A 23,291-nucleotide genomic window follows, 5' to 3' on the forward strand; every position below is an offset into this window, starting at 1 on the left:
AAGGAAATGAAAATGAGCAGGCTGGCACCCAGGCCAGCTCTCATTTTCAATCGATCTGTTTGTCTCTTATTTAATTACAAGATTAGGCTTTTTCTTAAAGCTGTGTCGGCCTTCGATAAAGCGGACAGTTCCGGACTTAGCCCGCATGACTACCGAATGGGTCGATCCATAGGCCCCTTTAAACTGGACGCCTTTTAAAAGTTCTCCATCTGTTACGCCTGTTGCAGCAAAAATGGCGTCATCCCCTTTTACTAGGTCTTCCATAAGCAGGACTTTATTAATATCAAGGCCCATCTTTATGCAGCGTTCTGCCTCTGCGTCATTTTGCGGAAGCAGCTTGCCCTGGATTTCCCCGCCTAAGCTTTTTAGGGCAACTGCCGCCAAGACTCCTTCCGGAGCACCTCCTGAACCAAATAAAATATCAACACCGGTTTCATCGAAAGCAGTATTGATCGCGCCAGCGACATCTCCATCATTAATCAATTTGATTCTGGCACCCGCCTCGCGAAGCTGGCTGACGATATGCTCGTGCCGTTCACGGTTGAGAACTGTCGCCACAACATCTTGTATATCTTTATTTTTTGCTCTTGCGACCGCTTTCAAATTATCTAAAACAGAAGCATTGATATCAATTTGTCCAACCGCTTCCGGACCGACCGCAATTTTATCCATGTACATATCCGGTGCATGAAGCAGGTTTCCATGGTCAGCAACAGCAAGAACAGCAAGAGCATTCCAGCCGCCTGATGCCACAATGCTTGTGCCTTCCAATGGATCGACCGCAACATCGACACGAGGGCCAAAGCCTGTTCCAAGTTTTTCCCCAATGTAAAGCATTGGCGCTTCGTCCATTTCACCTTCTCCGATTACGACTGTTCCCTTCATTGGCACAGTATCGAAGACGTCCCTCATTGCAGAAGTAGCTGCATCATCTGCTTCCTCCTTTAATCCACGTCCCATCCAGCGTGCAGATGCTAAAGCGGCACCTTCTGTTACACGGACTAGCTCCATTGACAAACTTCTTTCCATCGATCTTTCCTCCCCAGGTTGTAAGGCAGATTACATGGCGATTGCAGACAGACTTTATCACCTGTAGCCGCATCGCCTGCCCTTGATTTAATGGTCATGTTTTCTCTATGCTATAAAATCAGAACACTGATCTGACACATGCAGGACCAAACCCGCTTCAGATGATCCGGAGGCAAAGCTCCTGTTATGTTCCGGCATCATTTAAGCGTTTTTCATTTGTTCCAATTCTTCTTTTGTCATTTCTTCACGCCAGATTGTAGCACCAAGTCCATTCAGCTTTTCAACAAGATGGCTGTAGCCTCTGTCAATATGCTCAAGTCCTGTTACCTCTGTGACTCCTTCTGCCATTAGTCCTGCAACAACTAATGCAGCGCCTGCCCGCAAATCACTTGCTTTTACCTTGGCGCCTTGAAGCTGGACAGAGCCATTAATGATTGCAGAACGCCCTTCTACCTTAATGTTGGCATTCATTCTGCGAAGCTCATCAATATGCTTAAAACGGGCACTATAGATCGTATCGGTAACCATGCTGGTCCCTTCTGCCCCTGTCAGCAGCGAAGTCAGCGGCTGCTGAAGATCGGTAGGGAATCCAGGGTAAACAAGCGTTTTGATATCAACGGCTTTCATTTTTTCAGCCGGCCCTACAAAAACTTGATCGTCATTCGTTTCAACTTGGACACCCATTTCTCGAAGCTTTGCAATCAAGGATTCAAGGTGATGGGGAATGACGTTATCAATAAGTACTCCTTCTCCCGCTGCAGCGCCTACAATCATATAGGTTCCGGCTTCAATCCGGTCTGGAATGATCGTATGCTCGCAGCCATGAAGATGATTCACTCCATCGATGCGGATGACATCTGTACCGGCACCTTTAATTTTTGCCCCCATATTGGTCAGCAATGTGGCAACATCAATAATCTCAGGTTCCTTAGCGGCATTCTCGATAATCGTTCTGCCTTCTGCCCGCACTGCTGCAAGCATAATATTAATAGTTGCCCCAACGCTGACAACATCCAGGTAAATACGGGCCCCGCGAAGCTCAGCAGCACGCAGGTAAATGGCTCCCTGCTCATTCGTTACTCGTGCACCAAGCGCTTCAAACCCTTTAATATGCTGGTCAATAGGCCTTGGACCAAGGTGGCATCCGCCTGGCAAACCGATGACCGCTTTTTTAAATCGGCCAAGCATCGCTCCCATCAAGTAATAAGATGCTCTCAATTTTTTAACTTTTCCGTTCGGCAAAGGCATGGAAATCATGGAAGATGGATCAACAGTCATATTATTCTCTCTAAAATCAACTGTTCCCCCTATTTCTTCAAGGAGATCTTTTAAAATTTGAACATCCGAAATATCCGGCAAACCTTCAATTGTTACAGGAGACTCCGCTAAAATAGTTGCCGGAATCAGAGCCACCGCACTATTCTTGGCACCGCTGATCCGGACTGTACCTTTTAAAGGATATCCGCCTGCAATCATAAGCTTTTCCATTTGTAACTCCCTTCTAAGCCGTTGTTAATCGCGCATGCAGTAATCAGCTCCCGTTAGAAAACTTCCAGCCCCAGCGCCTCCGAACAAAGCACTTTCGCTAATCTTAAGAGAGCCCTTACAGCAAAAGCCATACACTACTTTTCTAACCAATTATGAAAGAAAATAGCCATAGCTACTATAAGAAACCAAATAGGCTTGTCCTATTATGAAATATCGGAAAGAATCTTTGGGAAAATATGCACTTTCATATTATCACGTATCTGCCGTTTGCAACATCGTTAGTTCACAAGGAACAATTTTCCACCTGTTTTTTACAGATTCCGACATTATCTATATCATATAGTTTACACGAAAAATCAAATCTCATGTATCGATAGCCAAAAAAGTTAAAATTAAGAAAGAAGCACTAAAAGCCGAGGTTTAAGTTATGGGGCTGGCTTTGTTCCGAAATCAAGAAACAAAGCCAGATACCTAGAGTTATTTTGCCGGAGAAACCGTTATCCTCTTGAATGCCAGTCAGCCAGGAAGGCTTCGATTCCTTTATCTGTCAGCGGGTGGTTGAATAATTGGTTGATTACTTTAAATGGAACAGTCGCAATATGGGCGCCCCTTAACGCTGCATCGGTTACATGCTGAGGATGTCTGATGGAAGCTGCAATGATTTCTGTCTCAATGTCATGAATCGTAAAAATATCAGCGATCGTGGAAATTAAATCAAGTCCATTGTGGCCGATATCATCCAAACGTCCAAGGAAAGGCGACACATAGGTTGCACCAGCCCTAGCTGCGAGCAGCGCCTGGTTTGCACTGAAAATCAAGGTAACATTCGTTTTAATGCCTTCTTTTGAAAAAGCGCTAACCGCCTTTAAACCATCCGGAGTCATTGGAACTTTGATTGTTATGTTTGGCGCAATCGCTGCAAGCTCTTTTCCTTCCTTAATCATCCCTTCGGCATCAAGAGCAATTACTTCTGCACTGACTGAGCCTGGGACCAATTCCGTAATTTCGCGAAGGCGGTCAGGAAAGGATACATTTTTTTCTTTCGCCACCAATGATGGATTTGTTGTTACTCCTGCTACTATGCCAAGGGAATAAGCATCTTTGATTTCTTCCATATTTGCCGTATCGATAAAAAATTTCATAATAATCCCACCTTGTTTAATATTTTGATAATTATCTATGTATTATTAAATAAAGTCTCTATTCTGTAAAGCCTTAAATAACCTTTACTAAACTTTTTATATAGGGAAACCGCCTCTATATCTAGAAGGCGGTTTCTCTAATCACTTGTTTTAATTATGCTTTGTTTGAAGAACCAAACTCACGCATTTTGCCGATTACTGTTTCTTTAATCGCTTCACGTGCAGGTCCTAAGTATTTGCGAGGGTCATACACTTCTGTATCTGCTGCTAATACTTCGCGAACGCGCTTTGCAGAAGCAATTTGGTTCTCTGTGTTAACATTAATTTTAGCTGTTCCTAAAGAAACGGCTTTTTGGATATCTTTTGTTGGGATTCCTGTTCCGCCATGAAGAACTAAAGGAACACCAGTAAGGCTTCCGATTTCTTCCATTTCAACAAAACCAAGGTTAGGCTCGCCCTTGTATGGGCCATGAACAGATCCTAGAGCTGGAGCAAGGCAGTCGATGCCTGTGCGCTTCACTAGCTCTTCACATTCTTTCGCATCAGCATAAATAACGCCATCAGCAACAACGTCGTCTTCCTGTCCGCCGACAGTTCCTAATTCCGCTTCTACTGAAACGCCTTTTGAATGTGCATACTCAACTACTTTGCTGGTAGTTGCAACGTTTTCTTCGAATGGATCGTGAGAAGCATCAATCATAACAGAAGTAAATCCTGCATCGATTGCTTCTTTACATTTATCAAAACTTGAACCGTGGTCTAAGTGGATAGCCACTGGAACTGTGATTTTGTAATCTTCCAGAAGTCCTTCAACCATTTTTACAACCGTTTTAAAGCCGCCCATATAGCGGCCTGCACCTTCGGAAACACCTAGGATGACAGGTGATTTTTCTTCTTCTGCTGCTTGCAGGATAGCTTGAGTGAACTCAAGATTGTTCAAATTAAATTGACCTACTGCATAGCCTTCTGATTTTGCTTTATTCAGCATTTCAGTCATAGAAACTAAAGGCATTATTCTTCCTCCTTTTTGATGATCGTTTTAAGTTTCACAGGGCATGGACTATTAAAGTTTTCCCTTTAACATTACCGAATATGTACCCTATAAAATCCCTGATAAACGAAAGCGATCCTATGGAATTCATTTGTTATGATACCAAAAAGGATGTAGAAATGCCATTAATCCAGAGGGTTTTTTTAAATTGTCATAAAGCAAACGCTATCATTTTATTAACGATGGAATTTCAGGGTAAAAATGGTTTCTTAAATTTTTAATTCGAATTGGGAACCGGCAAATATTTCTTCGCCGCAGCCCGAATGTCATCGATATCAAATGGTTTTGCAAAGTGGGTGAGAGCACCAAGGTCCTTAGCTTCCTGAATCATGTCCAGCTCACCATACGCAGTCATGATGATGACCCGGATATCCTGATCCACCACTCTCATCCTTTTTAAAATTTCAATGCCATCCATTCCCGGAATTTTCATATCGAGAAGGACGAGGTCAGGCGAATGCTTGGAAACAATGTCGAGAGCCTGGACTCCATTGGCAGCCTGGTATGTGTCGTACCCTTCTTTCTGTAACACTTCATTAAGTAAGATACGGATTCCGAACTGATCATCTACGATTAAAATTTTCCCTTTCATCAAGCCACCTCTTCCTGTCGTATTAAAAGCACTTAGGTTACAAAATAATGACTGCAGGTCACTTAACTATACATTCTCCTACAGAATTATTTCTCTCCCAGGCAACCTAATTCCTGCCGGGAATTGCAATTTAACCATGAATATTTTACCTTTCCCGTTTGTTTCACTATAATAGAATCGGGATATCAGTGTCCGAAGGAGTGAAATAATTTTGCTAAAGATGTTTTCTACCCAGCTGACAGGCTTGTTTAAAAGACTTCAGGAAAAAGAAGAGTTTTCCATCGAGGACAGCGCGCGCCTTCTGGCTCAAGCGGCTGCAGGAGAAGGAAAAATATATATATTTGGCACAAAGGAAATGTCAGGGATTGGCTATGAAGCGACCCAAAGCCAGGAACCGCTAAGAGATGCAGCCGTTTTAAAAAATGGCGATGAAGTCACTGAGACGGATCGTGTGATTATTTTTTCAAGAAATTCCAATGATGAAGATGCGATAGAACTGGCAGATATACTCACAGATAAAGGAATTCCATTTGTAGCGGTAAGCACCGGAATAATGAACGAAAACGGCGAAAGCCTTGCTGACTTGGCAGATGTCCATATCGATTTAACACTTACGAAAGGCCTTCTGCCCGATGAAGAAGGCAATCGCTTCGGCTACCCTGCGTCAATGGCTGCTTTGTTTGTTTATTATGGAATTAAATTTACGATTGAAGAGATTATGGCGGAGCATGAATAAAAATGTCTATTAATAGGCTATTTTCGACTAAGTAATATGAGATAACCACGAAGATATCATGTTTATTGGCCTAGACCCGAGAGCCGATGGCGCCTGGGGCTAGACAGTTATCTAAGTTCCAAAGGATATAAATTCTGATATTACGCTTTCAACGACAAAAAAACCCTCCGCACCGGAGGGTTTTTTCATATCTTATAACTTTTCGCTAAACTTCAATGATGCCCCGATAAATGCACGGAATAATGGCTGCGGGCGTGTTGGCCTTGAGATGAATTCCGGATGAAACTGGGACGCGACAAACCAGGGATGGTCCTTCACCTCAATGATTTCCACTAAGCGGCCATCTGGACTTGTACCAGAAAAGACGAATCCGGCTTTCTCCATATTCTGGCGGTAGTGGTTGTTGAACTCGTAGCGATGGCGATGGCGTTCATAGACCACTTCATCCTGGTAAGCTTCAATTGCTTTCGTATCTTCACCCAACTTACAAGCTTGTATTCCCAGTCTTAACGTTCCGCCCAAATCTTCAATATCCTTTTGCTCAGGCAGCAGGTCAATGATGGGATGCTTCGTTGCAGGGTCAATTTCTGCAGAATGTGCATCTTTAAGACCTAATACATTTCTTGCGAATTCAATAGAAGCCAGTTGCATGCCAAGGCAAATACCCAAGAATGGCTTTTTATTTTCACGTGCAAATTGGATCGCAAGGATTTTCCCTTCAATGCCTCGGTCGCCAAATCCGCCTGGCACCAGAATTCCATCAGCATCTTCAAGCAGTTCTGTTACGTTACCTTTATTTACTTCTTCGGAGTTGATCCATTTGATTTCAATATCAGCGTCATAAGCATATCCAGCATGCTTCAATGCTTCAACGACAGAAATATAAGCATCCTGCAATTCTACATATTTACCCACAAGGGCAATCTTCGTTTTCTTGGAAAGGTTAAGAACCTTATCAACAAGCTGCTTCCATTCCGTCATATCTGCTTTTCCGGAATTAAGCTTCAAGTGCTTGCAGACGATTTCGTCAAGATGCTGCTCTTGAAGAGATAAAGGAACAGAATATAAAGTTTCTGCATCTGTCGCTTCAATAACAGCCTCTTTATCGATATCGCAAAATAGAGCAATTTTATCCTTCATGTCCTGTGATATCGGCATTTCCGTTCGAAGGACAATTACATTCGGCTGAATGCCAAGGCTCCTTAGCTCTTTAACACTGTGCTGAGTCGGCTTCGTTTTCATTTCACCAGCTGCTTTGATATAAGGAACTAATGTACAGTGAATATACATAACATTGTCACGTCCGATATCGCTCTTAATCTGGCGGATCGCTTCAAGAAATGGAAGGGATTCAATGTCTCCTACTGTTCCGCCGATTTCTGTAATAACAACATCCGAGTTGGTCTCATGTCCCGCACGGAAAACCTTATCTTTAATTTCGTTCGTAATATGCGGAATTACCTGTACAGTTCCTCCGTTATAATCGCCGCGGCGCTCTTTTCTAAGCACCGTGGAGTAGATTTTCCCGGTAGTGACACTGCTGTATTTGGTCAGATTGATATCAACAAAGCGCTCATAGTGACCCAAGTCAAGGTCTGTCTCTGCACCGTCGCCCGTTACGAATACCTCACCATGCTGATACGGGCTCATCGTTCCCGGATCGACATTTATGTAAGGATCAAATTTTTGAATTGTTACCTTTAAACCTCTGTTTTTCAAAAGGCGGCCAAGGGATGCAGCTGTAATCCCTTTTCCTAATGACGAAACAACTCCGCCTGTTACAAAAATATACTTTGTCATGAAAAATTCCCCCTTAATATCAGTTTGTGCATATTCGTCTTGGTTTAAAGACTTCATTATAAAAATTCTATCTTCCAAGTACCGTGTTGCTCCGGTACTAACCACGGCTAGGGGAGGAAACGCATTTTATCCTAACACCCCGGAAAAGAACCATAAGGCTTTTCCATATAAAAAATAAAAAGCGCTCCGCTTACTTATAAAGTAAGGGAGCGCTATTAGCGTCTAAACGAATCGTTCCTTTTTTAAGGAGCCCAAAAAGTATTCTACAAGCCCTGAAACGAAAAGTCAAGATTATAAATCTTCTTCGTCCTCATCCACGTCGAGGTCATCTTCCTCAAGCTCTTCATCATCATCACCAAGGTCGTACTCTTCCTCTTTATCGATAACGTCATCATCATCCTCAAAATCATCATCGTCATCAAGAAGATCGTCATCCTCACCATCTTCTGTCAGATCGTCATCCTCGAATCCATCGATATCGTCATAATCGATATCCTCTTCATCCAGCTCATCATAATCTTCAAGATCGAGATCATCATCGTCCGCTTTCTTCTTGCCTTTTTTCTTCTTAGGTTTGATAACGGTAACGATTTCTTCTTCATACTGATCTACAGGATACCATGAACGAAGGCCCCAGCGATTGTCGCCCAATCCGATAAAATGTCCATCTATATTTAAGTCAGTGTAGAACTGTGCAATTTTAGATTTGACTTGCTTTTCTGAAAGGTTCAGAATTTTAGCCACTTCACTCATAATATGATTAAAAGCCATTGGTTCTTTTTTACCTTTTAAAAGTTCGTAAGCCACTTCGATTAATGACATTTCTTGCAATTCTTCTTTTGAGAACTGTTCCAAACTCAATATCAGCACTTCCTTTCCCTATGTAACGCTATTCACAAGCGTAAATAACCATAACACGCACATACTTAAACGAAGCATGAAAGCTTCATTTCTTGAGAGCGCCCGAAAAATATGGACAGCCCGCAAGAAGGCATATTCTTCATTATAAACAAATTTTTACGGTTTATGCCAGCTATATCTGCTGTTATGGCATTTTTTCTGCAGATTCTTTCTACAGGTCAATTAAAATAATAAATTTAATCTGCTCTTTTCCTCGCCCGGCTTTTCATAGGCCGATCCATTTGTTTATAGGCCAGCCAGGTAAAATAAAAGGATAAAAAAAAGAATGGAATGGCTCCAAGCTGTCTTTCATATAGGAAGTATACGCCTGCAATTGCTCCCACTAAAGCTGCATACAGCAATATTTTCTTCACAATTTCACATCCTCAAACCCTGAAGTGCACCGCTATGTATAGTGATTCCATTATATAGGATACGGATGTATTTTGTATTCATTCATTGTAAAAAAATCGTTCGTATCTTACAGATAAATGAGGGCCTGCAGCGAATGGCTGCAAGCCCTCATTTCAATTGTGGCATCCACTTGTTGTTTACATATTTCGGCGATACTGGCCTCCAACCTCATATAATGCACGAGTGATTTGGCCGAGGCTAGCTACTTTGACAGTCTCCATCAGTTCAGCAAAAATGTTGCCGCCGCTGACAGCCGCATCCTTCAGGCGTTTCAGAGCCTCTTCCGCATTATCTTTATTTCGCTCCTGGAAGCTGCGCAGATTGCGGATTTGGGTTTCCTTTTCTTCCTTCGTCGCTCTTGCAAGCTCCATATTATCCATCTCTTCTTCTGATGGAGGATTTGGATTCAAGTATGTGTTTACGCCAATAATTGGAAGATCGCCTGTATGCTTTTTCATTTCATAGTACATGGATTCATCCTGGATTTTGCCGCGCTGATATTGCGTTTCCATGGCACCAAGCACGCCGCCGCGGTCATTGATACGTTCGAATTCTTTCAATACCTGGTCTTCAACGAGGTCTGTCAATTCATCCACGATAAACGCACCCTGCAGCGGATTTTCATTTTTGGATAAGCCATGCTCTTTTGTAATGATCATCTGGATGGCCATGGCACGGCGGACAGATTCTTCCGTCGGAGTTGTAATGGCTTCATCATAAGCATTTGTATGCAGGGAGTTACAGTTATCCTGAAGAGCCATTAATGCCTGGAGCGTCGTACGGATATCGTTAAAATCGATTTCCTGTGCATGCAGGGAGCGGCCGGAAGTCTGGATATGGTACTTCAGCTTCTGGCTTCTTTCATTCGCGCCATATTTATCTCTCATAACGGTAGACCAGATGCGGCGTGCCACACGGCCGAGCACCGTATATTCCGGATCCAGCCCGTTTGAGAAGAAGAATGAAAGATTGGGTGCAAAGTCATTGATGTTCATGCCCCTGCTCAAATAGTACTCGACATATGTGAAGCCATTTGCCAGTGTAAACGCCAGCTGCGAAATTGGATTCGCACCCGCTTCGGCAATATGGTAGCCGGAAATGGATACAGAGTAATAGTTCCGGACTTTATGGTCAATAAAGTACTGCTGGATATCCCCCATCATCCTTAAAGCAAACTCTGTAGAGAAGATGCACGTATTTTGTCCCTGGTCTTCTTTTAATATGTCAGCCTGAACCGTTCCGCGTACAGTCTGCAGCGTTTTCGCCCTTACTTCAGTAAATTCTTCCGGCGACAGCACACGGCCCAGTTCCTGCTCTTTTGCTTCAATTTGCTGCTCAATGGCCGTATTCATAAACATAGCCAAAATAATCGGTGCCGGTCCATTAATTGTCATTGATACAGATGTAGATGGGTGGCATAGATCAAATCCGGCATACAATTTTTTCATATCATCCAGGGTACAAACGCTGACTCCGCTTTCCCCTACTTTTCCGTAGATGTCCGGACGGTAATCCGGATCTTCACCGTAAAGTGTAACAGAATCAAACGCAGTGCTCAGACGCTTTGCTGTATCATCCTTAGATAGATAATGGAAGCGGCGATTCGTCCGTTCAGGCGTTCCTTCACCGGCAAACTGACGCTTCGGATCTTCTCCCTCGCGTTTGAACGGGAAAACGCCTGCTGTATACGGGAATGAACCGGGTACATTTTCTCTGTACACCCAGCGGATAATTTCTCCGTAGTCCTTGTACTTAGGCAGTGCCACCTTCGGGATAGACAGGCCGGATAAGCTCTTTGTTTTTAATACCGTTACGATTTCCTTATCGCGGATTTTGATTACAAATTGGTCGCCAGAGTACTTTTCCTTCAGATCTTCCCAGCCTTCAAGAATTTTTTTTGTTTCAGCAGTCAGTTTATCTTCTGTTGCCGCTTTAATAGCTTCAAGGTAAGCAGCCACTCCGTCATTTGCTTCTTGCTCTTTTAATGCAAGCAAAGCTCCTTCAAGCTGGAACAGTTTGCGGGCAAGATCCGCCTGTTCTTCTGCTTTTTTATGATAACCTTTGACTGTTTCAGAAACCTCGCGAAGATAATAGCGCTGCTCGTTTGGAATAATGACATTCTGCTTTTCAACTTTTGCGCTTTTTGTAAAACTTGTCTTCCAATCTGTGCCTGCTTTTTCATTAATCGTTTCAACAAGTGCAGCAAATACGGCATTTGTGCCCGGATCATTGAATTGGCTTGCAATCGTACCGTAAACCGGCATCTCTTCAAGCTCTTTTTCAAAGAGCATCCGGCTTCGCTGGTACTGCTTTTGCACCTGGCGCATTGCATCTTCTGAACCTTTGCGCTCAAATTTATTAATGACAATCAAGTCTGCATAATCGATCATATCAATTTTTTCAAGCTGGGAAGGTGCACCGAATTCACTCGTCATGACATACATAGAGGCATCGCAAATGTCGGTAATGCCGGCATCCCCCTGCCCGATTCCGCTCGTTTCCACAATGATCAGGTCAAAGCCTGCTGCTTTTACAACCGAAATTGCATCCTGAATGGCAAGTGAAAGTTCGCTGCGGGAATTTCTTGTTGCCAAGCTTCGCATATAGACGCGCGGGTTAAAGATGGCATTCATGCGAATGCGGTCACCAAGCAATGCTCCGCCCGTTTTTTGCTTAGTCGGGTCAACAGACAGGATCGCCACTTTCTTTTCTGGAATTTCATTAATAAAACGGCGGATTAATTCATCCGTTAGTGAACTCTTTCCAGCACCGCCCGTTCCCGTAATCCCTACTACAGGAACCTGTTTTTCCAGAGATTTCACCTTCTCCATTACTGGCTCAAGTGCTGCAGCGGCTTCTTTGCCCCCGGTAACCTGGTGTTCAGCCAGCGTAATCAGCTTCGCAACCGCATTTATTTCCCCTTCCTGCAGCTTTTCAATCTGCTCGGAAGCTTCGGCTGTGAAAGTCGGGAAATCACATTCTTCAATCATCTGATTGATCATGCCCTGGAGGCCATGCTTGCGGCCATCTTCAGGCGAGAAAATCCTTGCGATTCCATAGTCATGGAGCTCCTTAATTTCCTTCGGGATGATTACACCGCCGCCGCCGCCATAAATACGGATATGGGATGCGCCTCTTTCTTTTAAAAGGTCATACATATACTTAAAGTATTCAACATGTCCTCCCTGATAAGAGGAAATGGCGATTCCCTGTACATCTTCCTGGATTGCCGCGTTCACGACTTCTTCAACAGAGCGGTTATGTCCCAGATGGATAACTTCGGCACCGCTCGCCTGAATGATTCGGCGCATAATATTGATGGAAGCATCATGTCCGTCAAAAAGACTGGAAGCCGTTACAAAGCGAATATGATTTTTCGGTTTATACACTTCTGGATTACTCATCCTTCTCCCCCTTGTCCGTAAACGCAGGCCCCAGGGCTGCTGATGCCTGCGCACATGAAATTTTTGTTAAGCTTTTTCAGATACCTTGCTTGAATGATTAATTCCCTGAAACAAAAGATCGGTCTGGAGCTTGATATAATCATCAATCGTGTACATTTTTTGCAGTGACCAGCGCCTGAATGCCCACATTTGCCCCTGGACAAAGATGTTATGGGCAATCATCTTGATTTTTTCTTCCGGCAAATCAAGTTCTCCATTTCCTACACAAAGAGTGATCACATATTCGAACATGCCGACCATTTCGATTTCCTTTTTCAAAACATAAGGAAGCGCGTCCTTGGTCAGGGCCTTCACCTCCTGATACATAACAAGCACTTCATCCTGCATCTCATCCACGACCTTGAAGTAATCGGCTATTCCCTGCTTCAGACTTTCAAGGGTGCCCTGCTCTGTATCAAGGCCTTTTTGAAGCCGTTCCGCAACCTGGTCATAGATGCTGTCACAAACCAGATATAGCACGTCTTCCTTTGTTCGAATGTACTCATAAAGCGTTCCGATACTAAAGCCAGATGCCTTGGCGATCTCTCTGGTTGTTGTACGATGGAACCCTTTTTGGATAAAAAGGGTGACGGCACCTTTAATCATCTGATCGCGTCTTTTTTTGACAAGACGCTCATCTTTAACAGAAGCCTGCACTTCCCGTTTTTTCATTTTTTACCTACCGCCTCCCGCGAATTATCCCCCGTTTTGACGAATTATCTTTTCAGGGTTAAAAAAGTCCAAAGCACGGCCGTCTATTTTTTTGAAGCCAGCTATATTATTTCGTCACCATTCGCGAGATTACGAGACGCTGGATTTCCTGCGTGCCTTCATAAATCTGCGTAATTTTCGCGTCACGCATAAAGCGTTCTACAGGATAATCTTTTGTATATCCATATCCGCCGAAGATTTGAACGGCATCTGTTGTTACCTTCATGGCCGTGTCGCCTGCTAGAAGTTTCGACATTGCCGACTCTTTCCCATATGGAAGTCCTTCAGACTCAAGCCATGCTGCCTGATAAGTTAAGAGTCTTGAAGCTTCAATGCTTGTAGCCATGTCCGCAAGCTTGAATCCGATTCCCTGCTGGGCTGCAATCGGCTTGCCGAACTGTACTCGCTCTTTTGCATAATCGACGGAGGCATCCAATGCACCCTGTGCAATTCCAACAGCTTGTGCAGCAATTCCGTTGCGGCCGCCATCCAAAGTCATCATCGCGATTTTGAAGCCTTCCCCTACCTCTCCCAGCACATTTTCAACTGGAACCTTGCATTCTTCGAAAATGATTTCAGTTGTAGGCGATGAACGGATTCCCAATTTCTTTTCCTTTTTGCCCACAGAGAAGCCTTCAAAGCCGGATTCCACGATAAAGGCCGTTGTTCCTTTATGTTTTGAAGCTGGATCTGTCAAGGCAAATACGACATAGATCTCTGCTTCTCCGCCATTTGTGATGAAAATTTTGCTGCCGTTTAATACGTAATGATCGCCTTCCAAACGTGCAGTCGTTCTCATTCCGCCGGCATCCGAACCGCTTCCTGGCTCAGTAAGGCCATATGCACCGATTTTTTCACCTTGTGCCATTGGCTTTAAGTACTTTTGCTTTTGCTCTTCACTTCCGAACTTGAAGATTGGCCAGCCTGCAAGGGATGTATGCGCTGATAGCATTACACCTGTAGAAGCACAAACTCTTGAAAGCTCTTCAACTGCGATGCAGTATGCAAGATAGTCACTGCCAATGCCGCCATACTCCTCTGGCCAAGGAATCCCGGTTAGGCCAAGTTCAGCCATTTTGTCGAATATTTCACGGTCAAAGCGTTCTTCCTCATCACGCTCTGCAGCAGTTGGCGCCACTTCATTTTTGGCGAAATCGCGCACCATTTTTCTGATCATTTCATGCTCTTCACTCAATTGAAAGTTCATTGTCAGTCCCTCGCTTTGTATGAATTCGTTGATCTATTAGAAAGGCCTTTTAGTTCTGCCCGCTGATTTCCGCTGCAGGTACTTGCTTTCCGCGTGGAGGCCCTCAGCTTCGCCTGTTGGGTCTCACTCTCTCTCCTCCCGCAGGACATTGAATAATCTTCCTCCAATCAACACCGCACGACGAAAATGCTGATGCATTGATCAAGTACCCTCCGCTTCAATTAACTCAGCGTTTATACGTAGTTAGGCAATAGAATGCAAACGTCTGAAAAATATATTTTACAGCTGTTTGCTGATGACAATCCGCTGAATTTCACTTGTTCCTTCATAGATTTCTGTAATTTTCGCGTCACGGAAGTAGCGCTCAACCGGATAATCTTCTGTGTAGCCATATCCGCCAAATACCTGGATGGCTTCTGTTGTTACTTCGACCGCTGTTTTGGATGCAAAAAGCTTTGCCATTGAAGCTTCCAGTCTGCATTTCATGCCGCGCTGGCGGAGATTTGCAGCCCGATAGATTAATAGCTTTGCAGCTTCAACGCTTGTTGCCATGTCTGCAAGCTTGAATCCTACACCCTGCTGAGCCGCGATTGGCTTGCCGAATTGAACACGTTCTTTCGCATAACCAGCCGCCTCCTCAAATGCAGCTTCTGCAATTCCCAGTGCCTGCGCAGCGATGCCGATCCGTCCTGCATCGAGATTAGCCATGGCAATATTAAAGCCCTCTCCTTCATTGCCAAGAAGGTTTTCCGCCGGAACATGCATATCTTCAAATATCAGCTGCAGCGTTCTGGAACCGTGCAGGCCCATTTTGTGTTCATCTTTTCCGAACACAAGGCCTGGCGTGCCTTTCTCTACGATGAAAGCAGAGATGCCTTTGCTGCCAAGCTTCGGATTGGTTGAAGCAAATACAATATATACATCCGCTTCACCGCCATTCGTGATAAACACTTTTGATCCGTTAATCACGTAATGATCTCCGTCCTTAACGGCACGGGACTTTAAGCTTCCCGCATCTGAGCCTGCGCTCGGTTCAGTGAGGCAAAAAGCGCCAAGATACTCGCCTGAAGCAAGCTTCGATACATATTTCTGCTTTTGCTCTTCTGTGCCGAAGTAAAGAATTGGATTCGTTCCCACAGATGTATGAACCGATAAAATGACACCCACCGTCGCGCTTACCCTGGACAGTTCATTAATGGCGATAATATAAGAAGTAAAATCCATTTCAGAACCGCCGTATTTTTCAGGAATCGGGATCCCCATAAGGCCCAACTCGCCCATCTTACGCAGAATAGCTTTTGGAAACTCCCCCGCCTCCATTTTCTCCACAAAAGGTGCAATTTCCGTCTGGGCAAAATCCCGCACCATTTTTCTCATCATTTCCTGTTCTTCTGTAAATCTCAGGTTCATTTGTATTCCCCCCGATGCTGATCTGGCCCGATTTGCCAAGCTCCTATTATGGTGAAATTTATTCGTAAACGTAGAAGCCTCTTCCTGTCTTCTTGCCTAGCCAGCCTGCTTTTACATATTTCCTTAATAACGGGCATGGGCGGTACTTATCATCGCCAAAGCCTTCATGCAGCGTTTCCATTATATACAGGCAGGTATCAAGTCCAATGAAATCAGCCAATGTCAATGGGCCCATTGGGTGGTTCATGCCAAGCTTCATCACTTCATCAATGGCCTCTTTCGCTGCAACCCCTTCATAAAGTGTGTATACCGCTTCATTGATCATGGGCATCAAAATCCGGTTGGAAACAAAGCCGGGGAAGTCATTTACTTCGACAGGCACTTTTTTAAGCGTCTTTGTGATGTCTTCGATTGTTTGATATACTTCGTCTGTGGTTGCGAGTCCGCGGATAATTTCAACCAGCTTCATTACAGGCACTGGATTCATGAAGTGCATGCCAATAACTTTTTCTGGTCGATTTGTCGTTGCTGCAATCTCTGTAATAGGAAGGGACGACGTATTGCTCGCTAATATTGCATGTTCAGGTGCAATTTCATCGAGCTGGCTGAAGATCTTTGTTTTAATCTCCATATTTTCAACAGCTGCTTCGATTACTAGGTCAATATTTTTGGCATCCTGCAGATTTGTTGAAGCGGTTACATTTCTGAGTACAGATTCCATCTCCTCCGCTGTTATGCGTTCTTTTTCCACCTGGCGGGAAAGATTCTTTTTAATCACACCTTGGCCACGTTCCACAAACTCAGGCTTTAGGTCATTTAAGATCACGCTGTATCCCGCCTGGGCACATACCTGTGCAATTCCTGAACCCATTTGTCCAGCACCGATTACCATAATGTTTTTTACGTTCATTTTTGTACATCCTCCGTTCTTGAGCTTTGGCCGGTATTTCGATTGATTTAGCCGGTAAATCCTCATTTTGGGCCGGTATTTATTTAATATCGGCCGGTAAAAGCCGAAAATTGGCCGGTAAAAATGTTTCTATATAAGTCTGCTGATTGTTTAAGCTTCCGATTATTGGTTTGGCCGATAAAAGTTCGAGTTTGGCCGATAAATTGCTGCTTTCGGCCGTTAAATCTATAAAACTGGCCGATCAACTGTCGAGAGTGGCGTATTTTTTTGATATTTCCAGCAAAATGCTGCTGATTTATGCCAATCCCCCTGCAATTTATTGCTTCGGCACCTCAATCATCACGGCATCGCCCTGTCCGCCGCCGCTGCAGATGGCTGCAATGCCAATGCCGCCGCCACGGCGCTTTAATTCATGCATGAGTGTTAAAATAATTCTCGCTCCGCTGGCCCCGATTGGATGCCCAAGTGCGACTGCTCCACCGTTTACATTCACTTTTTCTTCATCCAGGCCTGCAATTTTCCCACTTGTTAAAGCAACAGCAGCGAATGCTTCGTTAATTTCAAATAGATCAACTTCTTCAAGCGTTCTTCCTGTCTTTTTCAAAAGTGCATTGATGACAAGCCCGGGTGTCTGCGGAAAGTCCTTCGCTTCCACCGCAAGCGCAGTATGGCCGAGAATATAAGCTTCCGGCTTCTTGCCTTCGCGTTCCGCGCGCTCTTCGCTCATCAATACCAGTGCTGCCGCTCCATCATTAACGCCCGGTGCATTTCCGGCAGTGATCGTTCCGTCTGAATTAAATACAGAGCCAAGCTTAGCCAGCTTTTCTAAAGATGTATCTTTGCGAGGCGACTCATCCTGGGAAACAATGACTGGCTCCCCTTTTCGCTGCGGAACTTCCACTGGCACGATTTCCTCTGCCAATTTGCCGGATTCAATTGCCGCCACCGCACGTTCATGGCTTCTTAGCGCCCATTTGTCCTGCTCTTCACGGCTGATTTCAAATTCTTCTGCTGTTGAGTTTCCGTACGTTCCCATATGGACGCCTGTGAAGCTGCAGCTCAAACCATCATGAACCATTAAGTCCCTAACCGCTGAATCACCCATGCGCAAGCCCCAGCGTGCTTTCGGCAAAATGTAGGGCGCGTTGCTCATGGATTCCATGCCGCCAGCCACGATGACTTCCTCGTCACCTGCCCGGATGATCTGATCACCTAAAGTGATGCTTCGCATACCGGAAGCACAAACCTTATTGATCGTTTCCGTTTTGACTTCCCATGGCAATCCTGCCTTTTTCGCAGCCTGGCGTGAAGGGATTTGTCCCTGTCCGCCCTGTAGAACGGTTCCAAGAATCACTTCGTCTACAACTTCAGGATTGACGCCGGCACGGTTCAAAGCTTCCTTCACAGCAAATCCGCCTAGGTCAGACGCGGTAAAGCTGCTAAGCGTTCCTGCGAATTTTCCAAAAGGTGTTCTTACCCCGCTAAGAATTACGGTTTTCCCCATAAAGAATCGCTCCTTTGTACGATTAATTTAAAATGTTCGAAAAATTTTTTAGAAAATAATTGAGTGTCTGCAGTCGTTCTTGTTGAAGTAAAATGTTTGCGGATGTGCATTTATTGACTGAACGCTCGCTCGAAAAGACAGCGAAATAAAAGGACTTCATCGTTTTTCAGCCAGCAAATAAAATTGTAAGCGCTTTATCATATTCTATATTACTAGAAAAATAGCAGAAATTGAAACACTTTACCCAAAATTCTGTTAAAACATTTACCGTCACATACATATATGCTTGATCATGACTTAAAATACTTCAAGTGAATTTGGTTCTGTGTTTCAATCCCCACTTTCATTATTTTAGGAAGCTAAATTCTGACTCTCGCCCACTACGGACTTTTCAAGAATTTCAGCCACATCGTACGTATGAACTTGTTCTTCCACTTCTTTTGCCTTTGTACCATCAGATAGCATTGTTAAGCAGTATGGACATCCTGAGCTGATCACGGATGGATTAACCGACAGTGCCTGCTCTGTACGGGATACGTTGATGCGGTGTCCTGTTTCTTCTTCCATCCACATCAAGCCGCCGCCCGCTCCGCAGCACATGCCAGTTTCGCGGTTTCTTTCCATTTCCACAAGCTTGACGCCTGGGATGCTCTTAAGGATTTCACGCGGAGGATCATACACCTCGTTGTAGCGTCCAAGATAGCAGGAGTCATGGAATGTGATTGTTTCTTCGACAGCATATTGCGGCTTCAGCCTGCCTTCTTCCACAAGCTTGTGAAGAACCTCAGTATGGTGATAGACCTCTGCCTGCAATCCAAAATCCGGATACTCATTTTTGAAAATATTGTAGGCGTGCGGGTCAATCGTAACAATCTTCTTCACTTCATTTTTCTCAAATTCCTCGATATTCTTTGTGGCAAGCTCCTGGAATAAAAACTCGTTTCCAAGACGCCTTGGCGTGTCACCAGAGTTCTTTTCTTTGTTTCCAAGGATGGCGAACTTAACGCCTGCCTCATTTAATAATTTCGCAAAGGAAAGGGCAATCTTTTGGCTGCGGTTATCATAAGATCCCATTGAGCCAACCCAGAATAAGTATTCGAACTCTTCTCCTGCCTTCTTCATTTCCTTCACTGTCGGCACATGAACATCTTCGCGTGCCTCTCTCCAGTCTTCGCGCTCCTTGCGGTTAAGCCCCCAAGGATTGCCCTGGCGTTCAATATTCGTCATCGCGCGCTGCGCATCTGCATCCATTTTACCTTCTGTAAGAACAAGGTAACGGCGAAGGTCGATGATTTTATCAACATGCTCATTCATAACCGGACATTGGTCTTCACAGTTGCGGCAAGTCGTACAAGCCCAGATTTCTTCTTCTGTGATAACTTCACCGATCAGGCTTGGGCTGTATGCAAGGCCAGCTGCAGCTTCTTCAGCACCCTGGCTGGCAGCTGCAAGCGCAATCTGATTGCCTTTCGTGTTTGAAAAAGCAAAAGTTGGCACCCACGGCTGCTTTGAAGTAACAGAAGCACCGTGATTGGTTAAATGGTCACGTAATTTGATAATCAAATCCATTGGCGACAGCATTTTACCTGTGCCTGTAGCCGGACACATATTTGTACAGCGCCCGCATTCTACACATGCATAGAAATCAATCATCTGGTGCTGTGTAAAGTCTTCTATTTTGCCAACACCGAAGCTTTCCTGGGTTTCATCTTCAAAGTCGATTGCCTTCAATTTCCCCGGGTTATCCATACGGTTGAAATAAACATTGACCGGTCCTGCGATTAAGTGAGCATGCTTGGATTGCGGCACGTATACAAGGAATGCCAATAGGAATAGTAAATGAATCCACCAGGCGATATAGAAGACAACAATCGCGGCGGTTTCACCCATCCATGAGAATGCTCCTGCAAACAGTGATGCAACAGGCTCAGACCATGTTCCTTCATGGCCATGCCAGATCATGCTCATTCCATTTCCAAGAAGGACCGAGAGCATAAGTCCTCCGATGAAAATAAGTACGAGACCTGCTTTAAATCCTCTTTTTAAGCGTACAAGCTTTTCAACGTAACGGCGGTAAAAGGCCCAGATGACCGCAACAAGGATCATCAGTGTCACAAGTTCCTGGAAAAACGTGAAACCAGGATATAAAGGGCCAAGCGGCAAATGGGCACCAGGCTTGATTCCCTTGATAATAAAGTCAATGGCACCGAATTGGACGAGAAGGAATCCGTAGAAAAACATGACGTGCATCATCCCGCTCTTTTTATCCTTTAAAAGCTTTTTCTGGCCAAACACATTAACCCAGATTTTTTCGAGGCGCTCTTTTACTTTGCCGTCAAATTCAACCTTTTTGCCAAGCTTGATATATTCAATCCTCGTCTTAACAACATAGACAAACAAGCTGACAGCGTAAGCGGTTACAAGAAGGAATGCAATTAAGTTGATCCATAATAAACCGTTCATGGGCAGAACTCCTTTCAGTATGGTTCCTTTCCTTAGAAAATTTTAAATACAATAAAATTTTCTGAATTTATCTCTTACTCCCATTATATTATGAATGAGCATTCAGTCAACCATTTTTTGAATAAACTTGTTCAAAAAGTTAAGTTGTCTTTGTAATTCACATTGTTAGAACCTTCTCTTTGCATGGGAAAAAGTCCTGCATGAATGGATGATTCCATTATAGAAATAGCAGCACTGGAAATACTAACAGGAAATCTTGTCGAGAGGAAGATGGCATTGACAGTCTGGAATATCTTCATGATCATTTTGCTCGTAATCTTTTTATGGCTGTATATCGATTTTACATTGGGCAGGAAAAGCCATATGAAAAAGCTTGAGCGGACGACCCTTCCTATGCGAAAATCCGACATGGACATGTTTACAGATGGTCCTGCTTTATTTAAAGATCTTTTTTCTGAATTAAGGAACGCGCAAAAGCATATCCATATTTTATTTTATATTGTGAAGGATGATAAAATCAGCGAGGAGTTTTTATCCATTCTAAAGGGTAAAGCAAAAGAAGGAGTCGAAGTTCGCCTCCTTCTGGATTGGGCCGGCAGTTTTCCTGTTAAAAGCAAAACAATAAAGGAGCTCAAAAGCAGCGGCATTAAGTTCTCCTTTGCACATGTGCCAAAGCCGCCTTTCCTTTTCTATTCTTTCCAAGCCCGGAACCATCGAAAAATTACTGTCATTGATGGAACAATCGGGTTTAGCGGCGGTTTTAATATTGGAAAAGAGTACATTAATCAAGATAAAAAGCTGACCCCCTGGCGGGATTACCATTTGAAATTCCAGGGTGAAGGCGTCCACGATCTGCAAAGAGAGTTTTTAGCAGATTGGTACAAAGCAACGAAGACTGACCTGCTGGCAAACTGCATCTATTTTCCTGAACTTCGTGCCGGGAAGTATCGGCACCAGTTTTCCGCTTATAAAGGAGCTTATTTGGAAGAAAATTTTTCCTCTTTAATCCGTAAGGCAAAGCAATCCATTACAATTGGCACGCCTTACTTTATTCCGAGCAAAAGGCTTTTCAAAGATTTAAGCCATGCCTTGGAGCGGGGAATCACTGTAAGACTCCTGATCCCCTGTGTTACAGACCATATCCTTGTAAAAGAGGCCTCTTATCTTTATTTGAGAAAGCTGCTGAAGCAAGGTGCATATGTATACCAATACTTAAATGGGTTTTATCATGCCAAAGCGATTATGATTGATAATGAAATTGCAGATGTCGGCACAGCCAACTTTGATAAACGCAGCCTGTTTTTAAACTATGAAATCAATTGCTTTATTTATGACAAGGATTTTATCCAAAAAGTTCAAACTATTGTAGATACCGACATTCGAAACTCAAAGAGATTAACCTTAAAAGAATTAAACCGCCTGGATCCTTTTCGGACATTTAAGGAAATGCTTGCCCGGACGGTGGCCAGCTTCCTTTAAGAGTATCCGGGGAAAAGTAGGTGCAGCAAAATGAAGATCCGCTTTGGTTATGTTTCCCACGCGATCAGTCTTTGGGAAGCTTCTCCTGCGAGGACATTAACTTTTACACGCTATGAACAAATGCCTTCTGAAGAAAGGCTTGAGAAACTGAAAGCCGTTACGACTCAAAACCTGCAGAACACGTTAAGGATGCTGCATTATAATATTGCTCATGAAATTCAGCTGTACAGGCTCTCCAGCTCCATTGTTCCTCTCGCCACCCATCCGGAGGTATTATGGGACTTCGTCTCACCATTTAAGGAAAAATGGCTGGAAATTGGAGAGCTGATTAGAAAACATAACCTCCGGGTCAGCTTCCATCCCAATCAGTTTACACTGTTTACTTCTCCAAGGGAGGAAGTAACCATGAACGCCGTTAAAGATATGGAATACCATTACCGGATGTTTGAAGCCATGGGTGCCGAAAAGAAGAGCGTCACCAATATCCATATCGGCGGAGCTTACGGTGACAAGTTCACAACCATTGAACGGTTCCACGAAAACCTGAAAATGCTTCCTTCCCACATAAAGGAACAAATGACGCTCGAGAATGACGACAAAACGTACAATACCGATGAAACGCTCCTGGCCTGCCAGCAGGAAAACATACCGCTTGTGTTCGATTATCATCACCATATGGCAAATCTCGGCACGCGGCCACTGGAAGAATTGCTTCCTGAAATTTTTCAGACATGGGAGAAAACCAGCATGAAGCCAAAAATCCATATTTCTTCGCCTAAATCGGAAAAAGCATTCAGGTCCCACGCTGACTATGTCGATCCAGAATTTATCAGGCCGCTTCTTGATTTGCTGAAATTCTTTAACAGAGACATCGATTTTATGATCGAGGCAAAAGCAAAGGACAAGGCAGCACTAAAACTGACAGAAGAGATCAGCAGCATTCGCGGCGTAAAAAGGATTGGCGGGGCTGAAATAGAGTGGAAATAACGAAGGCGTCCCTCCCCTAAAGAGG

18 protein-coding genes are annotated in these 23,291 nt (G+C 44.1%); 3 read left to right on the forward strand and 15 right to left on the reverse strand.

What is annotated here, in order from left to right; genetic code table 11:
* Positions 1-66: 66 nt before the first annotated feature.
* From glpX to NCCP133_RS06330, 5 genes are all read right to left on the reverse strand, one after another.
* Positions 67-1,029, reverse strand: coding sequence for a class II fructose-bisphosphatase (gene glpX / locus NCCP133_RS06310; protein WP_264804086.1), 963 nt, complete (start codon positions 1,027-1,029; stop codon positions 67-69).
* A gap of 201 nt (positions 1,030-1,230) precedes the next feature.
* A complete protein-coding gene (locus NCCP133_RS06315; RefSeq protein WP_264804087.1) occupies positions 1,231-2,517 on the reverse strand; it encodes a UDP-N-acetylglucosamine 1-carboxyvinyltransferase in 1,287 nt (428 codons plus the stop codon).
* Positions 2,518-3,014: 497 nt separating this feature from the next.
* Positions 3,015-3,659 (reverse strand): fructose-6-phosphate aldolase, encoded by a 645-nt coding sequence (fsa, locus tag NCCP133_RS06320; RefSeq protein ID WP_264804088.1) that lies wholly within the window; start codon positions 3,657-3,659, stop codon positions 3,015-3,017.
* Positions 3,660-3,813: 154 nt separating this feature from the next.
* Positions 3,814-4,671, reverse strand: coding sequence for a class II fructose-bisphosphate aldolase (locus NCCP133_RS06325; protein WP_264804089.1), 858 nt, complete (start codon positions 4,669-4,671; stop codon positions 3,814-3,816).
* Positions 4,672-4,927: 256 nt separating this feature from the next.
* Positions 4,928-5,305, reverse strand: coding sequence for a response regulator (locus tag NCCP133_RS06330; protein WP_264804090.1), 378 nt, complete (start codon positions 5,303-5,305; stop codon positions 4,928-4,930).
* Between the two features lie 208 nt (positions 5,306-5,513).
* On the opposite strand from NCCP133_RS06330, the gene NCCP133_RS06335 reads away from it, so the two are divergent.
* The gene (locus tag NCCP133_RS06335) at positions 5,514-6,038 is read left to right on the forward strand and encodes a DUF2529 domain-containing protein (protein ID WP_264804091.1); all 525 of its coding nucleotides are present in this window, start codon (positions 5,514-5,516) and stop codon (positions 6,036-6,038) included.
* Between the two features lie 192 nt (positions 6,039-6,230).
* Here NCCP133_RS06335 and NCCP133_RS06340 read toward each other — a convergent pair whose 3' ends face one another.
* The 10 genes from NCCP133_RS06340 to NCCP133_RS06385 all read right to left on the reverse strand — a co-directional run bounded on the left by NCCP133_RS06340 (position 6,231) and on the right by NCCP133_RS06385 (position 20,800).
* Positions 6,231-7,838 (reverse strand): CTP synthase, encoded by a 1,608-nt coding sequence (locus NCCP133_RS06340; RefSeq protein ID WP_264804092.1) that lies wholly within the window; start codon positions 7,836-7,838, stop codon positions 6,231-6,233.
* Between the two features lie 291 nt (positions 7,839-8,129).
* Positions 8,130-8,699, reverse strand: a complete 570-nt coding sequence (gene rpoE / locus NCCP133_RS06345) for a DNA-directed RNA polymerase subunit delta (protein ID WP_264804093.1) — start codon at positions 8,697-8,699, stop codon at positions 8,130-8,132.
* 236 nt (positions 8,700-8,935) lie between these two features.
* Positions 8,936-9,112, reverse strand: coding sequence for a hypothetical protein (locus tag NCCP133_RS06350; protein ID WP_264804094.1), 177 nt, complete (start codon positions 9,110-9,112; stop codon positions 8,936-8,938).
* Positions 9,113-9,289: 177 nt separating this feature from the next.
* Positions 9,290-12,556 carry a fused isobutyryl-CoA mutase/GTPase IcmF gene (icmF, locus tag NCCP133_RS06355; protein WP_264804095.1) on the reverse strand — a complete coding sequence of 1,089 codons (3,267 nt, stop codon included), beginning with the start codon at positions 12,554-12,556 and terminating at the stop codon, positions 9,290-9,292.
* Positions 12,557-12,622: 66 nt separating this feature from the next.
* The gene (locus NCCP133_RS06360) at positions 12,623-13,267 is read right to left on the reverse strand and encodes a TetR/AcrR family transcriptional regulator (RefSeq protein WP_264804096.1); all 645 of its coding nucleotides are present in this window, start codon (positions 13,265-13,267) and stop codon (positions 12,623-12,625) included.
* A gap of 106 nt (positions 13,268-13,373) precedes the next feature.
* Entirely contained in the window at positions 13,374-14,513 is a 1,140-nt protein-coding gene (locus NCCP133_RS06365; protein WP_264804097.1) for an acyl-CoA dehydrogenase, read from the reverse strand.
* A 279-nt stretch (positions 14,514-14,792) separates the two neighbouring features.
* Positions 14,793-15,923, reverse strand: a complete 1,131-nt coding sequence (locus tag NCCP133_RS06370; RefSeq protein ID WP_264804098.1) for an acyl-CoA dehydrogenase — start codon at positions 15,921-15,923, stop codon at positions 14,793-14,795.
* A gap of 58 nt (positions 15,924-15,981) precedes the next feature.
* Positions 15,982-16,833, reverse strand: coding sequence for a 3-hydroxybutyryl-CoA dehydrogenase (locus NCCP133_RS06375; RefSeq protein ID WP_264804099.1), 852 nt, complete (start codon positions 16,831-16,833; stop codon positions 15,982-15,984).
* Between the two features lie 316 nt (positions 16,834-17,149).
* The gene (locus NCCP133_RS06380) at positions 17,150-18,337 is read right to left on the reverse strand and encodes an acetyl-CoA C-acetyltransferase (protein WP_264804100.1); all 1,188 of its coding nucleotides are present in this window, start codon (positions 18,335-18,337) and stop codon (positions 17,150-17,152) included.
* A gap of 351 nt (positions 18,338-18,688) precedes the next feature.
* Positions 18,689-20,800: a heterodisulfide reductase-related iron-sulfur binding cluster gene (locus NCCP133_RS06385; RefSeq protein WP_264804101.1), complete on the reverse strand. Its 2,112-nt coding sequence runs from the start codon at positions 20,798-20,800 to the stop codon at positions 18,689-18,691.
* A 297-nt stretch (positions 20,801-21,097) separates the two neighbouring features.
* On the opposite strand from NCCP133_RS06385, the gene cls reads away from it, so the two are divergent.
* Positions 21,098-22,279 (forward strand): cardiolipin synthase, encoded by a 1,182-nt coding sequence (gene cls / locus NCCP133_RS06390; RefSeq protein ID WP_264804226.1) that lies wholly within the window; start codon positions 21,098-21,100, stop codon positions 22,277-22,279.
* Between the two features lie 30 nt (positions 22,280-22,309).
* Positions 22,310-23,266: a UV DNA damage repair endonuclease UvsE gene (gene uvsE / locus NCCP133_RS06395; RefSeq protein WP_264804102.1), complete on the forward strand. Its 957-nt coding sequence runs from the start codon at positions 22,310-22,312 to the stop codon at positions 23,264-23,266.
* The last annotated feature ends 25 nt before the right edge of the window (positions 23,267-23,291 follow it).

The organism is Cytobacillus sp. NCCP-133 (assembly GCF_026011715.1).
Classification (GTDB): Bacteria; Bacillota; Bacilli; order Bacillales; family Cytobacillaceae; genus Cytobacillus.

Excerpts from the sequence above, each read along its gene's own strand:
- NCCP133_RS06325 (WP_264804089.1), bottom strand. The coding sequence starts at position 4,671 with ATGCCTTTAGTTTCTATGACTGAAATGCTGAATAAAGCAAAATCAGAA.
- NCCP133_RS06340 (WP_264804092.1), bottom strand. The coding sequence starts at position 7,838 with ATGACAAAGTATATTTTTGTAACAGGCGGAGTTGTTTCGTCATTAGGA.
- cls (WP_264804226.1), top strand. The coding sequence starts at position 21,098 with ATGATCATTTTGCTCGTAATCTTTTTATGGCTGTATATCGATTTTACA.
- NCCP133_RS06315 (WP_264804087.1), bottom strand. The coding sequence starts at position 2,517 with ATGGAAAAGCTTATGATTGCAGGCGGATATCCTTTAAAAGGTACAGTC.
- glpX (WP_264804086.1), bottom strand. The coding sequence starts at position 1,029 with ATGGAAAGAAGTTTGTCAATGGAGCTAGTCCGTGTAACAGAAGGTGCC.
- NCCP133_RS06365 (WP_264804097.1), bottom strand. The coding sequence starts at position 14,513 with ATGAACTTTCAATTGAGTGAAGAGCATGAAATGATCAGAAAAATGGTG.
- uvsE (WP_264804102.1), top strand. The coding sequence starts at position 22,310 with ATGAAGATCCGCTTTGGTTATGTTTCCCACGCGATCAGTCTTTGGGAA.
- fsa (WP_264804088.1), bottom strand. The coding sequence starts at position 3,659 with ATGAAATTTTTTATCGATACGGCAAATATGGAAGAAATCAAAGATGCT.
- NCCP133_RS06375 (WP_264804099.1), bottom strand. The coding sequence starts at position 16,833 with ATGAACGTAAAAAACATTATGGTAATCGGTGCTGGACAAATGGGTTCA.
- icmF (WP_264804095.1), bottom strand. The coding sequence starts at position 12,556 with ATGAGTAATCCAGAAGTGTATAAACCGAAAAATCATATTCGCTTTGTA.
- NCCP133_RS06380 (WP_264804100.1), bottom strand. The coding sequence starts at position 18,337 with ATGGGGAAAACCGTAATTCTTAGCGGGGTAAGAACACCTTTTGGAAAA.
- NCCP133_RS06385 (WP_264804101.1), bottom strand. The coding sequence starts at position 20,800 with ATGAACGGTTTATTATGGATCAACTTAATTGCATTCCTTCTTGTAACC.
- NCCP133_RS06360 (WP_264804096.1), bottom strand. The coding sequence starts at position 13,267 with ATGAAAAAACGGGAAGTGCAGGCTTCTGTTAAAGATGAGCGTCTTGTC.
- NCCP133_RS06370 (WP_264804098.1), bottom strand. The coding sequence starts at position 15,923 with ATGAACCTGAGATTTACAGAAGAACAGGAAATGATGAGAAAAATGGTG.